Below are 13,902 nucleotides of genomic sequence, written 5' to 3'. Positions count from 1 at the left end.
CAACGCTCCGGCAATGACTACGGATCGGAACGTCTACGGAACGGAGCTCGAGCCCTGCAGCACGGATCCCATGACCGGGTTTCTCCGAGATGGCTGCTGTCGGCGCGTCGAGAGCGATCGGGGCCGTCACGAACTCTGTGCCGTGATGACCGAGTCGTTTCTCGAGTTCAGTAAGGCCAACGGCAACGACCTCATCACGCCCAACCCCGAGTTCGACTTCCCCGGCCTCGAGCCCGGTGATCGGTGGTGTCTCTGTCTTGGCCGGTGGCTCGACGCAGTCGAGGCGGACTGTGCACCGCCCGTCGTGCTCGAGGCGACCCACGAGGCGGTCCTGCGTGACGTCGAACCGGACCTGTTGCGAGCCCACGAGTACGACGGCAACGGCGACGCGAGGTGATTGCTACGTCGCCGCGGGGAAAACCCATATGCCCTGCCTGCCAATCGAATCCTATGAGCGATGAATCGAGAGACGAGAACGCCGTCGATTCGGTCGCACCGTCCGGCGAGTGCAGGGGTGATCTCGAGCTGTGCGCGTAACGCTGCTCGGGACGGGCGATACGACCGGCACGCCGACCGTCGGCTGTGACTGTGACACCTGCGAGACGGCCCGCGAGCGCGACATCGAACGCACCCGGTTTTCGGTCCACGTTGAGAACGAACGCACCGGCGAGTCGCTGCTGATCGATTTCAGCCCGGACTTTCGCACACAGTTCCTGCGCGAGGACGTGGCCCTGCCGGATGCTGCCGTCATTACGCACATCCACTTCGACCACCTCGACGGGCTGGGCAACGTCTTTCGTGTCGTGGACGCACTCGACGTCTACGCAGCCGACGAAACCGATCCCAAGACGGACAAAAGCGTCGCCGAGACGGTCCGCGACGATTATCACTACCTTGAGATGCTCAAGGTCCATCCGACGACGCCGCTCGAGCCGGTTCGAGTCTGTGGCTTCGACGTGACGCTGGTGCCGGTCGAACATCCACCGCTGGTCTGTTACGGCGTTGCGATCGAAGACCCCGAAACGGGCGCGAAACTGTCGCTATCCGGCGATACGAGCTACGACATTCCTGAGCCCTCCCGGAGGGTGCTCGCCGATCCCGATCTGTTGCTCGCGGACGCAATCGTCCCCGCAGCCCTCTGTGAGTACCATCCGCTGGGCGGTCGCCACGAGAACGAGGCCGGAGTCCCCCGAACGTTCGGGACGAAACACATGACGCGAGAGGGGGCCCTCGAGTTGGCCGACGACCTGAACGCCGAGCGGACGCGGCTGGTCCATCTCGCCCACTACTACCCAGCCGACGAGGCGTTCGCGGAGCCGTTGGCAGTCGACGGCGAACAGTACGATCTCTGATTGCGGGTCTTTCACGTCCGAACGGACGATTCCCGGCGACGAACAGGTTTATTCGACCGCTCTGCATAGAGCAGGAACGTCTTGCCGAACTCGAACACCACCGACCGGATCGACGTCGGCTCGCGGTTACAACTCAACATCTGGCATCCCGACTGCTGGACGCTCGAGGTCACCGCGAACACGGCCGGCGGACTGCTCGGCCACGGCGTCCACCGGATCGACGGCATGGCGACCGGTCGGTTTACCGCCTACGCGCGGTCGACGGCGGACCTCGAGACGCTCGTCGACGCGATCGAGGCGTCGTCGCTGGTCGATTCGGTTTGGTCGATCGACCAGCATCGAGCGACAGCGGCGACGACACCCCGGACGGAGAACGCGACGACCGGACTCATCGTCCAGTACGATCTCGCGAACAGTATCAACGACGCGCTCGTCTCGCGCGGGTTCATCCCCGACGAACCCGTCCGCATCACTGGCGGCCGCGAGTACTGGACGGTCGTCACCCACGAGAATCGGGATACCGTCCGGAAAAAGCTGGACGAGATCCGCGACGAACAGTCAGCGTCGATCACGGTGGAGTTGATGACGGCGCTTCGCAACGACGTCGTGAGCGGGATGTTCCGGACCGATCGCCTCTCGGAACGCCAGCGGGAAGTGTTCGAACTCGCCCGCAGCCGCCACTACTACCGCTGGCCGCGGGAGGTCTCGGCCGCCGACCTCGCCGCGGAACTCGAAATCGCCGAGTCGACGTTTCTCGAACACCTCCGGAAGGCCGAAGCGAAGCTTCTCGATCGGCCAGAGTGACGGCTCAAATATTGCCACCCCCTGTGTATCTAGGGAGGGGAGATAACCGATCCGGGCATTGATAGGGGTACATATGTCAACAGGGAACTCGAAATCCGACCAGAGTCTCTCGCGGGACGTCGGTCCGTTCGCGGCGATCGCGACCGTGGTCGCCGGGACACTCGGTGCCGGACTGTTCGTCACGCTTGGGACCGCGAGCTCGACCACCGGTCCCAGCGTAATCCTCATCATCGCCCTCTCGGGGCTCATCGCGATGGCGATCGCCGTCAACTACAGTTGGCTCGCGACGATCTTTCCCGCGGCGGGGTCGACGTACTCCTACGTCTCTCGAGCGTTTCGGAACCGACTGGGCGGCTTCGTCGCGACGTGGTCGCTCTGGCTTGGGTATATGGCGGCCGTAGCCGTGTTGGCCATCGGATTCGGCAGCTACCTGCAGGTCTTCTACCCCGGCGTCGATCCGCGACTCGCCGGTGCGGGGCTGATCGCGCTGCTGTTTCTGGTGAACATGCTCGGCATCCGCCGGTACAGCGTCTCGCAGAACGCGATCTTCATCCTGCTGGTCGTTTCGATCCTGGTGCTCGTGGTACCGGGCTCGTTCACCGTCGAGTCCGCGAACTACACGCCGTTCTTCACGGGCGGGTTCGACGGCGCACTCGCCGCCGCAGTGCCGCTGTTTTACGCCTACATCGGGATCGCCGTCGCCGGCGAGATCGGCGCGGAGGTGAAAAACCCCTCGCGGAACCTGCCGCTGGCGATGATCGGCGGGACGCTGATCCTCGTCACACTCTACATGTGGACCGCCGCCGTCATCTACGGCGTCGTCGGCGACTACACGATTCTCGCGAGCTCGGACCGTCCGCTGGCGACCGCTGCCGAGACGTTCCTGCCGCTGAACGCGACCGCCGTCGTCGCGTTCGGCGGCCTGCTCGCAACCGCCTCGAGCGTCCACGCCGTGATGGCTGCGGGCATCAAACTCCCCTACTGCTGGGGATGGGACGAGGTGTTCCCGGCGCGGTTTTCCGAAGTCAACGAGCGCTGGCGGACGCCCCACTGGTCGCTGCTCACCCTCTTCGTGATCTCGACCGGCCTCACCTTCTGGACCAGCGGTCTCGATCAGGTGATCGCGATCGCGACGTTTAGCTACCTGATCGCCTACGGCGCGGCGTCGCTGACCGCGATGTACGTCTACGTCAAGAAACCGACGCTGCGGTCGAAAGCCGCGTTCGATCCGGGTGCATTGCTTCTCGTACCGGGGGTCATCGGGCTCGGCGGCTGTCTCGTCTTGCTCTCGCAGGCCTACCAGGGCTCGCTTTCGGTCTTCGTGCCGTGGCTCGCCGTCGGCCTCGCGGTCTTCGGCGTCTACTGGTATCTCGGCCAGCAGTCCGGCACAGACATCGACGCGATCCTCGACACGCTGCCGGGCGTGCCCACCGACGAGTACGACCCGAACATCCGCGGCGACCTCGAGGCGACCGACGATTCGACCACCCCTGACGGCCACGAGCCGGCCGACGACTGAACACGAACGAGACAATGACACCAACCACTATCGAGGACGCGGTCGACCCGACAGAGACGATCGACCTGCTCCAGGAGCTGGTCCGAATCGAGAGCCCCTACTTCGAGGAGGACGAAATCGTCGACTTCGTCTACGAGTGGCTCGCGGACAACGGCCTCGAGCCCGAGTACCACCCAGTTTCGGAGCCGGAGCTCACTGGCTACGAGGGAAATAACGTCATCGCCCGCCTCGAGGGGAGCGATCCCGACGCTCCGACGCTCTTGTTGAACGCCCACGTCGACACGGTCCAGCTAGTCGACGGCTGGGACGAAGACCCGCTCTCGGGACGACTCGAGGACGGGAAGTGCTACGGCCAGGGAGCCTGTGACATGAAAGGCGGGCTCGCGGCCGCGATGGTCGCGTTCCGGGCGCTCGCCGAGGCCGACGTCGATCTGCGCGGCGACGTGCTCTTCACTGCGGTCGTCGACGAGGAAGGCCCCTACGGCCTCGGGACGAACCAACTCCTTCGGGACGGGCTCACCGACGACTGCGACGCCGCGATCGTCACCGAACCCGGCCCCATCCTCGCCCAGTCGGACCTCGAGAACCCTGCACTTCTGCTCGGTGCTCGCGGCCGATTTCTCTACGAGATCACCGTCCACGGCCGCGCTGCACACGGCTCGAAGCCAGAGACGGGGACGAACGCCGTCGTCGACGCCGGGACGGTGGCCACCGCGCTGTCGGAGATGGACGTCGGCTCCCACCCGAAACTCGGCGCGGGCTCGGTCTGTCCGCTGTTGATCGAGGGCGGCAGCGAGACGCTCTCGGTCCCCGATGAGTGTCGGCTGCTCGTCGACCGCCACGTCGTCCTCGGCGAAGGACCCGGGGACGTCCTCGAGGATGCGAGAGCCGTCGTCGACGACCTCGAACTCGACTCTGAGGTTGAGATCGGTTTCCGCGACGCACCCGCGTCGGATGTTTACTATGGGCCGTATCTCACCGACGAGGACCACCCGCTCGTTCGCTCGCTCGAGGCCGGCACCGAGTCCGTCACCGGCACGAGCCCCGCGATCGGCTACTTCTCGAGTATTGGGGACTTCAACTACCTTGGCCACCGGGCCGACCTCCCGACGGTGATCATCGGCCCCGACGGCGAGAACATCCACGGGACTGGCGAGTTCGTCTACACCGACGAGGTCGTCGACGTCACCCGCATTCTCGTCTCGTCTATGGCCGAGTTCGTTGGGACAGCGTAGCGTAATAGTAGTCGATAATACCATTCCTTTATCTCGAATGAGGGGTGAAACTCGCGGTAAGTACAGGGCAAGCAGTTATAGAAGTAGCTATCGATCTATCCGAACTATGCCAAAAGCCGCCTGCTGAATAGAGAGCGCGTATGGTTCACGCTTGGTATCCAATCGTAGCGGCGTGGTGATCGTTCAATCCAAGTTCGGACAAAGGGAACGATACGTGAAGCGGGGTCACCCATCCTGATTCTGTACTGCAGGAAGCGTAAACGAGAACGTCGACCCCTCTCCGGGTTCGGAGTCGATCCAGATCTCGCCGCCGTGGCGCTCGACGACCCGCCGGGACAGCGCGAGGCCAATGCCCGTCCCCGAGTGTTCCTCGTAGGTATGCAGTCGTTGGAACACCTCGAAGATATGTTCCTGTTCATCAGGATCGATCCCAATACCGTTATCCTGCACTGAAATGATCCATCGGTCGTCATCACGCGTGGCGGAAATGTCGACCTGCGGTGGCTCATCGCCGCTGTACTCAATCGCATTACTCAGCAGGTTCTGGAAGACCTGGCGCAACTGGCTGGCGTCGCCATCTACACACGGGAGATCGTCGGTTGTGATCCCAGCGTTACTCTCGTCGATCCGCATTTGGAGATCTTCGCGAACGTCATCAAGGACATCATCGAGGTCGACCGGTTCGAATGGATCGCCACGCGTTTCGATGCGCGAGTACTCGAGCAGTCCGTCGATCATCTCGCGCATTCGCTCGGCGCCGTCGACGGCGAACTCGAGGAATTCTTCACCGTCTTCATCGAGCGCATCGCCGTACCGATCCTCGATTAATTGGAGGTAGCTCGTAACCATTCGCAACGGCTCTTGGAGGTCGTGGGAGGCGGCGGAGGCGAACTGCTCTAACCGTTCGTTCGACTCTTCGAGTTTGCGCTGGTACTCCCGTCGTTCGGTAACGTCTTGGACGACGAGCATCCCCGAAAACACCTCTCCGCCGTCGTTTCTGAGAGGCAAGGTGTAGGCGAACAGATTTTGATCGTTGTACTCGACCTCGAATGAATTCGCCTCGCCCTCTAGCGCAGCCTCGAAGTGCGGTTCGACCTCATCGACGATATTGTCCGGATAGATGTCGTAGACACTGTTTCCGATCCGATCCTCCGGAGAGACACCGGTCGCGTCCAGCAACTCCCCACCGACGGCCGTGTACCGCAGGTCATCGTCGAACAGGCCAACCGCACCGTTTGGGAAGTTTTTGACGAGTGTCCGGTAGCGCCGTTCGGACTCCTCGAGCGCACGTTCGCGCTCCTTTCGTTCGGTGATGTCAGTGTAATGTTCGATGCGGCCGCCGGCGTAGAGCCCAGACTCGATGGGCTGGCTCCAGTGATTTACCCAGCGTTCCTCAAGGCTCCCCTCCTCGAGGACGTGGCTCTCGAACTCCTCGGTATAGGTGTTGTCCTCGTAGGTGGCGGTCACGCGGTTGGCGAACCGTTCGGGCTCCTCGAAGATACCCGCGATCTCTTCCTCGATGAGCGTTCGTTTGTTGCGACCAACGATCGCCTCGCGATCGAGACCGAAGAACTCCTCGATGGCCTCGTTGATCCAGACGACCTCGAAGTCGGAATTCAGGATGAACGTTCCCACGTCTGATGTGTCGAGGACGTCATTCGTCAGCGACCGATAGCGCGCCTCGCTCTCCCTGAGTGCCTGTTCGCGCTCCTTGCGCTCGGTGATGTTTTCGATGGCGAACACAGCACTCTCGATCTCTCCACGGTCGTCGTAGACCGGCGCTCCATTGATGGAGATCCAGACTCGTTCTCCATCTGGACTAGATATTCCACTGACATGATCGAACACGGGTTCTCCGGACTCCATAATTTGCGAGAAAGGCTTCTCGTCATCCGGGAGTGGTTCGCCGTCAACGTCGACTTCGGTCCACTCGGGATCGTCAAAGCTGAGGTCGTTGATCTGGTCTTTGCTCCGACCGTAGATCTCCTCAGCGCGGTCGTTGGCGAACTGCATTTCGCCGTCACTGTCAACGATCGTGATGCCGATTGGATTCGTTTCGACGATCGTTTCGTAGCGAGTCAGTTCTTGTTCACGTCGCTTCCGTTCGGTGATGTCGCGGGAGTAGACCGACAAGCCTGATTCAGAGGGATAGATGGCGTTCAGAAACCACTTGTCCCACGGAGGATAGTAGTCTTCGAAGACTACGGCCTTTTGTGTTTCAAGAGCCTCATACAGTGCGTTCTCGTACGTCTCCGTGAGATTCTCGTTACGAATGTCCGAACCAATTGCGTCCTCATTCAGTCCAAAAAGGTCTGCTGCGGTGTCGTTCAGATAGCGAAAACGGAGTTCTTCGTCGAGGCCATAGAAGCTGTCCGAGATTCGATCGAAGACCTCGCCGAGGTCGCTGTCTACCGCATCCCTTTCCCGTTCCTTCGAAAACGCTTGTCCATTCGTGGATGGTTGCCACCACACGCGTCCGTTTCCCCCAACTTTCTTGGTTTCGAGCCGGTCGTGATCGACGAGCCGTTCGAGGCGCTCGTAGGTACTTCGGCGGCCAAGATTGAGTTGTTCGGCTACCTCAGTTGTCGTCATTGGTGCCCCTCCTGCTTCGAAGGGAGAAAGAGTCTCTCGAAGTGCGTCCGTCAACTGTGAGCCGGTCACTACTTCAGTTACTCGCGATACCGACCGATAAGGTCTCCGCCGTTGGAGGTAGTGTTCTAAGATGGGGGATTATAGGTGCGCTTCACGCAATACACGCGCTCTGTATTCATCACGACTCTTCGAACAGATGCGCTGATTGGTAGGAATCTCAGTGGTCAATAAGCAGCTGTCGTTACCGAATTGCCCTATTCCGTTTCGAGTATAATTATAATAAAAACTGCACCACTCTCTGCGGGTACTCAACCGAACTGGTCCAGCCCCGACTGCTGGCGTCGCTTGCCTGCTGGCTCGGCTACCCACGGCGTTCGTCGGTCGCGTTCGGCCTCGAGATCGACTTTCAGGACTTCTGCAGGCTTGTAGCCCGGACACGACGGCCCACACTCCGCGCTGGCGTCGACGACGCGGTCGTACTGCTCGCAGTAGGGTAGTGTCGCGCCACTCGAGTCCTCGGCCCGACAGGCCCCACAGTCGGGGAACGCGTACGTTCGCCACCCTTTGCCGTAGGCGCGTTCGGCGATCCGTCGCCGTCGCTGGGCTTTCGCTTCGGGGGAGACGACGGCGATATCGGTCCGTCCCGGCTGGTACTCGAGGGGTTCGATACCTGGCTCGTCGACGGACAGCGGCGTCGGTTCGCGAACGATCTCGATCTCGAGGTCGCCGTCCGCCGTGGCGTCGCGGTGGACGCGCCAGACACCGACTTCCTCGGGGATTCGATGCAGGTGTGCCCGCGTGACGTAGCTCTCGGTCGCGAGGACGATCTCGTCGACTAGCGCGAGGCTGACGTCCGTTCGCAGTTGGGCCTCGAGGTCGCCGGGCCGTCCGAGGTCGGGTTTGTTCTCGATGCCGACGAGACGGTCGTACCAGTCCGGATAGCGTGTGACCTGCCGGACGTACTCGCGGCCCTTCCGTCGGTCGCGTTCGAAAAAGCCGATCTCGCAGGCCCGGTCGGTGGCGCGACGGGCGCGATCCGGGTGACAGTCGAAGGCGTCTTTCCAGTAGCGTGTGCGGCCGGTCCCGACGGCGGATTCGATCGCCACCGCCGGAATGGACGCACTCGTCACCTCGAGACGCGTCGCGAAGTCTGGCCCGGGCTCGAGACAGACGACGTCGAGAATCCGTCCCCCGGGTTCGGCGACGCCAGCCCCGAGCTGGCGGGCGACGACTCCTTCACGGCGAGCCTCGAGGTGGGCACACAACTCGAGTTCGAACGCGAACTCACTCACGGGCGTCGAGAGGGGGCGAGCACCCAAAAATGTCGTGTCGTGGCACTACCGCGACGTCGGACGGGACTACGGTCGTGGGGCGGCCTTCTGGAGTGCCGTTTCGGCGATGTTCCCGCCGTAGTCGGCGCTCCGGGAGAGCGAGTCGAGGATCAGGCCGAGCGACTGGGCCTCCACGGAGTCGAGTTCGCGGAGCATGTCGTCGATCGTTCGCGTGTGGTCGTCGATTTCGAGGACGGACTCGAGGGCGTCGTGACCGAGTGCCGCTGCCTCGTCGCTGTCGTCGGCAAACAGGGCGTCCATCGCTTTCTCGAGGATGGCAGACGCATCAGCGTTGAGTTCGAGCAACGCGTCGGCGACGTCCTCGGGAATTTCGTCGAGTTTGCGCGCGAGCTGGCTGATTTTGACGGCGTGGTCGGCGACGCGCTCGAGTTGGCGGGCACTCGAGTGGTAGTCGAAACAGTCCTCGCGGGAGACGCCGAGCGCTTCCGCAGCCCGCGGCGAGCGCAGCGTCGCCCGGAAGATCCGCGAGACGACCAGCCAGAGCCGGTCAACGTCGTCGTCGCGGTCGACCACGTCGATTGCGATCTCGTTATCGTTCTCGACGAGTGCGGTCATTGCATCCTCGAGCATCGAGGTGGCGATCAGGCGCATTCGGGTGACGGCGTTGACGATCGACAGCTCTGAGGAGTCGAGTAAGTCCTGGATGATGACGCAATTCGTCCCTTCCTCAACGACTTCGACGCCGATGAGTCCCTGAATCGCACTGCGAATCGCTCGCCGCTGTGTTGTCGAAATCTCGCCTGACTCGAGACGAATAATATCGAACCCGCTGACGTACATCGTTAAGATGGCACGCGTCAGCTGTTCGCCCTCGAGTGTGGAGACATCGAGCTGTCCTTCCTGATGGTCAGTGTCACTCTGTGGCGTGACGAACAACATGTCGTCTTCAGAATATATCTCGACGGTTGTGCCACTACTAACGTCGTTCTCGAGTGCCCACGTCTTCGGAAGCGACACTGTATATGTCGATCCACCTGTCACCTGGACCTTGCGTGTCTCCATACGGCTCGCTTTCTATGGGGAGATCATAAATCTACCCGAACATATATAGAGATCCCTATGTCCGTGTATTTTTGCTCTACTGGCCTATAGAGCCGGAGTTACTGCACATAATGGCACATATCCGTATGCCAATAACAATACACACATATAGTACTATATAGCAGACATAGTGGAGTATTTAGTTGATGCAATACTACCGGGACTTGATGGGAACCGACGCACAGCACGAGCCGCCTCAATCCAGTTCTAGCGACTCATCGGACACGGGAGCCCAGACGGATGGGCGGATGGTCTCGGAGTCGGACGACCGATCACGCTCGGACTCGATCGCGCTCGAGTCCCGAAATCTCGACGTGTACTACGGCGACGACCAGGCGCTCCGGAGCATCGATATGCAGATTCCTGAGGGGCAGGTGACGGCACTCATCGGCCCGTCGGGCTGTGGGAAGTCGACGTTCCTGCGCTCGATCAACCGCATGAACGATCTTATCGACGTCGCACGCGTCGACGGCGACCTCTACTTCCAGGGGAAGAACGTCTACGACGAGGACGTTGATCCGGTCGCCCTGCGTCGGAAGATCGGCATGGTCTTCCAGAAACCGAATCCGTTCCCGAAATCGATCCGGGACAACGTCGCCTACGGACTTCGCGTCCAGGGCAAAGACGACGGCGACGTCGACGAGAAGGTTCGCACGGCACTCGAGCGCGCGGCACTGCTCGAGGAGGTCGAAGACCAACTCGACTCGAGTGGGCTGGATCTCTCCGGCGGGCAACAGCAGCGACTCTGTATCGCTCGCGCAATCGCGCCCGACCCGGAAGTCATTCTGATGGACGAACCGGCCTCGGCGCTGGACCCGGTTGCGACCTCGAAGATTGAGGACCTGATCGAAGACCTCTCGAAGGAGTATACGGTCGTCATCGTCACCCACAACATGCAACAGGCCGCCCGCATCTCCGACAAGACAGCCGTCTTCCTGACCGGCGGCGAACTCGTCGAGTTCGACGACACGAACAAGATCTTCGAGAACCCCGAACACGACCGCGTCGAAGACTACATCACCGGCAAGTTCGGGTAACTCCCATGTCGCGAACCGAATTTCAACAGCAACTCGAGCAACTGCGACGCGACGTCTACGAGATGGGAACGCTCGTCTGTCAGCGGCTTCGACAGGCACTCGAGGCGTTCGAAACGAACGACGATTCTCTCGCGGCTGACGTCATTACGGGCGACGGGGAGATCAACGAGCGGTATCTCGAGTTGGAACAGGACTGCGTCGAGCTGTTCGCACTCCAACAGCCCGTCGCAGGCGACTTGCGGTTCGTCGCATCCTCGTTCAAGATCCTCACGGATCTAGAGCGAATCGGCGATCTCGCGGTCAATCTGGGCGAGTACACGCGCCAGACCGAGTACCGCCGCTATTCGGACATCGACATCGCCTACATCGGCGAGCAGACGATCGACATGGTCGAGCGGGCGATGGCTGCCTACAAACGCAGTGACGTGACGTCGGCACGCGAAATCGCGGCTGCAGATGACGATATCGACACGCTGTGTGAAGGCGCAAGTGAACTCGTCGTTCGGGATCTCCTCGAGATCGAGACGGGTGTCGAACTCACGGAGAACACCGATACGCTCCTCGAGGACGTCTCGCGGATGCTGTTGACGATCCGCGACCTTGAGCGCGTCGGCGATCACGCGGTCAACATCGCGGCGCGGACGCTGTACATGGTCGACCACGACGACGAACTGATCTATTGAGATCAGCACCGGGAACTCCAAGTGAGAATCGTGCTCATCAAACGAATAGGGAGCTGACACCGCCACCGAAACCGTCTCGCGTTCGAAAAGATGGCTACTCAGCCGGTGCGCATAACAGGCGTCACTATATATTAATCCCTGGATCGGCTAGGATTTTCAAACCGGTGTATTTGGGCGTTATCGGGGGCTCTGCAGACACACGGCTCGGTTATGCTTTGTCGAGACGTACTTGAATATATAGCTACATACAAATATATATTAGTCATAGCATCGCTTTTCTATAATCTGTGGTATCCTTCTGTTGATGGCAGATAACCAGCTCGGACGGACGGTCGATGCGCTCTCACGACGAAAGTTTATCGCGACGGCCGGTGCAACGGGTGCACTTGCGGTTGCCGGCTGTACCGAGAACGAGGCGAGTGACGAAGATGGGCTCTCCGGCGAGGTCGTCATCAAGGGATCCAGCACGGTATTCCCGGTTTCGGACGCGATGGCCGAGCGGTTCATGGAGGAACATGAGGCTGTAAACGTCACGGTCGACTCGACTGGTAGTGGTGGCGGCTTCGAGAACCACTTCTGTCCCGGTGACTCCGACATCAACGGTGCCTCCCGACCGATCAAATCCGAAGAGGAGAGCCTCTGTGCAGAAAACGACGTCACGCCGATGGAGATGCAGATCGCGGGTGACGCACTCACGATGGCAGTCAGCCCCGAAAACGACTGGGTCGACTGCATGAGCTTCGACGAGATGGCCCAGATCTGGCAGGAAGACGGCGCCGAGACGTGGGCCGACGTCAACTCCGAGTGGCCCGACGAGGAGTTTACGCTCTACGGTCCCGACACGACCTCAGGGACGTTCGACTGGTTCACCGAAAACGTCGTCGGCGAAGGCGGCAACCACCGTACCGACTACGAGCCGACGGAAGACGACAACATCATCGTCGAAGGGCTTCAGGACGACCCGTACGCGATCGGCTACTTCGGCTACGCCTACTACGAGGAAAACAGCGACCGCGTGAAAGCACTCGACGTCAAAGAGAGCGAGGGCGACGACTGCGGCGAACCCAGCCTGCAGGCAGCCCAGGCGGGCGAGTATCCGATGGCCCGACCGCTGTTTATCTACCCCTCCGAGGAGGCCGTCCAACGGGAAGAGGTCTACGAGTTCATGAAATTCTTCCTCGAGAACTCGAGCGCCGAGTGGATCGCGGACGAGATCGGCTACGTTCCGTCGAGCCAGGAAGATGCCGACGCGAACCTGAGCGCGCTCGAAGACGCGGCGGGCAACTAACGCTATCGGGGAGCATCGCCGCCAGACGCTCGTAATCACCCATTTCTACACATGAGTACTGATCCAATAGACGCTGACCTCACCCGGTCAGTCGACGGACGTATCGCAAAAGAGCGGCTGTATCACTGGCTGCTGTTTGGCTGTGCAGCCTTGACTATATTTGTCACAGTCAGCATCGTTGTGACATTGGCAGCCGATGCAGTGACGTTCTTTAGACAGGTCAACGCGCTCGGATTTCTCACCGGCACGACGTGGGAATCGAGCCGGGACACGTTCGGCGTGCTCCCGCTCGTCAGTGCGACGCTCATCGTGACGATCGTCTCGGCGATGGTCGCGATTCCGATTGGCACTGCAGCCGCGGTTTACCTGAGCGAGTACGCAAGCGACCGCATGCGCTCGGTGTTGAAGCCGTCGCTCGAGATCCTCGCAGGCATTCCCACGGTCGTCTACGGCTATCTCGCGCTCGTCTACCTCACGCCGTGGCTCCGCACGGCCGGCCTCGAGTTGAACCTGTTCAACCTGCTTTCGGCGTCGATCATGGTCGGGATCATGATCATCCCGATGGTGTCGTCGATCAGCGAAGACGCGATGAGTGCAGTCCCTGACTCGTTGCGACAGGCCGGCTACGGCCTCGGCGCGACGAAGTACGAAGTGTCGACGGGGATCGTCATCCCGGCATCGATTTCGGGGATCTTCTCGTCGTACATTCTAGCACTGTCGCGAGCGATCGGCGAGACCATGATCGTCGTGATGGCTGGCGGAATGCAGGCACGGATGTTCGACATCACCAATCCGTTCGCGAATCTGTTTAACTCCGGCCAGACGATGACGGCCGCGATGGTCCACGCCGTGACGAGCGACGCCACGGGTGGGACGCCAGAGTTCTACTCGATGTTCGCGATCGGGCTAACGCTGTTTTTCATCACCTTCGCGATGAACCTGCTGAGCAATCGGATCGCTATGCGCTACCGGGAGGAGTACCAATGAGACACGACACGA

General features: G+C 61.0%; 12 protein-coding genes. 9 read left to right on the top strand and 3 right to left on the bottom strand.

Annotation, left to right across the window (positions count from 1 at the left end):
• Nucleotides 1-13 precede the first annotated feature (13 nt).
• The 5 genes from BW940_RS02245 to BW940_RS02225 all read left to right on the top strand — a co-directional run bounded on the left by BW940_RS02245 (nucleotide 14) and on the right by BW940_RS02225 (nucleotide 4,910).
• Nucleotides 14-397 carry a DUF2237 family protein gene (locus BW940_RS02245; RefSeq protein ID WP_076607545.1) on the top strand — a complete coding sequence of 128 codons (384 nt, stop codon included), beginning with the start codon at nucleotides 14-16 and terminating at the stop codon, nucleotides 395-397.
• 130 nt (nucleotides 398-527) lie between these two features.
• On the top strand, nucleotides 528-1,352 hold the full coding sequence (locus tag BW940_RS02240) for an MBL fold metallo-hydrolase (RefSeq protein WP_076607544.1): 825 nt from the start codon (nucleotides 528-530) through the stop codon (nucleotides 1,350-1,352).
• Between the two features lie 81 nt (nucleotides 1,353-1,433).
• Nucleotides 1,434-2,156, top strand: coding sequence for a helix-turn-helix domain-containing protein (locus BW940_RS02235; protein WP_084776710.1), 723 nt, complete (start codon nucleotides 1,434-1,436; stop codon nucleotides 2,154-2,156).
• 73 nt (nucleotides 2,157-2,229) lie between these two features.
• Complete coding sequence (locus BW940_RS02230) at nucleotides 2,230-3,675, top strand: APC family permease (RefSeq protein ID WP_076607543.1); 1,446 nt, start codon at nucleotides 2,230-2,232, stop codon at nucleotides 3,673-3,675.
• A 14-nt stretch (nucleotides 3,676-3,689) separates the two neighbouring features.
• Nucleotides 3,690-4,910 (top strand): M20 family metallopeptidase, encoded by a 1,221-nt coding sequence (locus BW940_RS02225; protein ID WP_076607542.1) that lies wholly within the window; start codon nucleotides 3,690-3,692, stop codon nucleotides 4,908-4,910.
• 225 nt (nucleotides 4,911-5,135) lie between these two features.
• On the opposite strand, the gene BW940_RS02220 is transcribed toward BW940_RS02225, so the two are convergent.
• The 3 genes from BW940_RS02220 to BW940_RS02210 form a co-directional block, all read right to left on the bottom strand.
• On the bottom strand, nucleotides 5,136-7,502 hold the full coding sequence (locus tag BW940_RS02220) for a PAS domain-containing sensor histidine kinase (RefSeq protein ID WP_076607541.1): 2,367 nt from the start codon (nucleotides 7,500-7,502) through the stop codon (nucleotides 5,136-5,138).
• Nucleotides 7,503-7,810: 308 nt separating this feature from the next.
• On the bottom strand, nucleotides 7,811-8,794 hold the full coding sequence (locus BW940_RS02215) for a DUF5787 family protein (RefSeq protein ID WP_076607540.1): 984 nt from the start codon (nucleotides 8,792-8,794) through the stop codon (nucleotides 7,811-7,813).
• Between the two features lie 66 nt (nucleotides 8,795-8,860).
• Nucleotides 8,861-9,856, bottom strand: a complete 996-nt coding sequence (locus BW940_RS02210) for a phosphate signaling complex PhoU family protein (protein ID WP_076607539.1) — start codon at nucleotides 9,854-9,856, stop codon at nucleotides 8,861-8,863.
• A 185-nt stretch (nucleotides 9,857-10,041) separates the two neighbouring features.
• Here BW940_RS02210 and pstB point away from each other — a divergent pair, with 185 nt between their 5' ends.
• The 4 genes from pstB (at nucleotide 10,042) to pstC (ending at nucleotide 13,890) form a co-directional block, all read left to right on the top strand.
• The gene (gene pstB, locus BW940_RS02205; RefSeq protein WP_235847761.1) at nucleotides 10,042-10,932 is read left to right on the top strand and encodes a phosphate ABC transporter ATP-binding protein PstB; all 891 of its coding nucleotides are present in this window, start codon (nucleotides 10,042-10,044) and stop codon (nucleotides 10,930-10,932) included.
• 5 nt (nucleotides 10,933-10,937) lie between these two features.
• Nucleotides 10,938-11,615 carry a phosphate signaling complex protein PhoU gene (phoU, locus tag BW940_RS02200; RefSeq protein ID WP_076607537.1) on the top strand — a complete coding sequence of 226 codons (678 nt, stop codon included), beginning with the start codon at nucleotides 10,938-10,940 and terminating at the stop codon, nucleotides 11,613-11,615.
• 304 nt (nucleotides 11,616-11,919) lie between these two features.
• Nucleotides 11,920-12,903 carry a PstS family phosphate ABC transporter substrate-binding protein gene (locus BW940_RS02195; RefSeq protein WP_076607536.1) on the top strand — a complete coding sequence of 328 codons (984 nt, stop codon included), beginning with the start codon at nucleotides 11,920-11,922 and terminating at the stop codon, nucleotides 12,901-12,903.
• Between the two features lie 51 nt (nucleotides 12,904-12,954).
• Nucleotides 12,955-13,890, top strand: a complete 936-nt coding sequence (pstC, locus tag BW940_RS02190) for a phosphate ABC transporter permease subunit PstC (RefSeq protein ID WP_076607535.1) — start codon at nucleotides 12,955-12,957, stop codon at nucleotides 13,888-13,890.
• Nucleotides 13,891-13,902: the final 12 nt, after the last annotated feature.

This window comes from Natronorubrum thiooxidans, from assembly GCF_900156475.1.
GTDB classification, from domain to species: domain Archaea; phylum Halobacteriota; class Halobacteria; order Halobacteriales; family Natrialbaceae; genus Natronorubrum; species Natronorubrum thiooxidans.
Note: the sequence above shows the minus strand (reverse complement) of the source record. Positions and strands in the feature narration are given on the sequence as shown.

Excerpts from the sequence above, each read along its gene's own strand:
- BW940_RS02245 (WP_076607545.1), top strand. The coding sequence starts at position 14 with ATGACTACGGATCGGAACGTCTACGGAACGGAGCTCGAGCCCTGCAGC.
- BW940_RS02230 (WP_076607543.1), top strand. The coding sequence starts at position 2,230 with ATGTCAACAGGGAACTCGAAATCCGACCAGAGTCTCTCGCGGGACGTC.
- BW940_RS02225 (WP_076607542.1), top strand. The coding sequence starts at position 3,690 with ATGACACCAACCACTATCGAGGACGCGGTCGACCCGACAGAGACGATC.
- BW940_RS02220 (WP_076607541.1), bottom strand. The coding sequence starts at position 7,502 with ATGACGACAACTGAGGTAGCCGAACAACTCAATCTTGGCCGCCGAAGT.
- BW940_RS02210 (WP_076607539.1), bottom strand. The coding sequence starts at position 9,856 with ATGGAGACACGCAAGGTCCAGGTGACAGGTGGATCGACATATACAGTG.
- pstB (WP_235847761.1), top strand. The coding sequence starts at position 10,042 with ATGCAATACTACCGGGACTTGATGGGAACCGACGCACAGCACGAGCCG.
- phoU (WP_076607537.1), top strand. The coding sequence starts at position 10,938 with ATGTCGCGAACCGAATTTCAACAGCAACTCGAGCAACTGCGACGCGAC.
- BW940_RS02195 (WP_076607536.1), top strand. The coding sequence starts at position 11,920 with ATGGCAGATAACCAGCTCGGACGGACGGTCGATGCGCTCTCACGACGA.
- pstC (WP_076607535.1), top strand. The coding sequence starts at position 12,955 with ATGAGTACTGATCCAATAGACGCTGACCTCACCCGGTCAGTCGACGGA.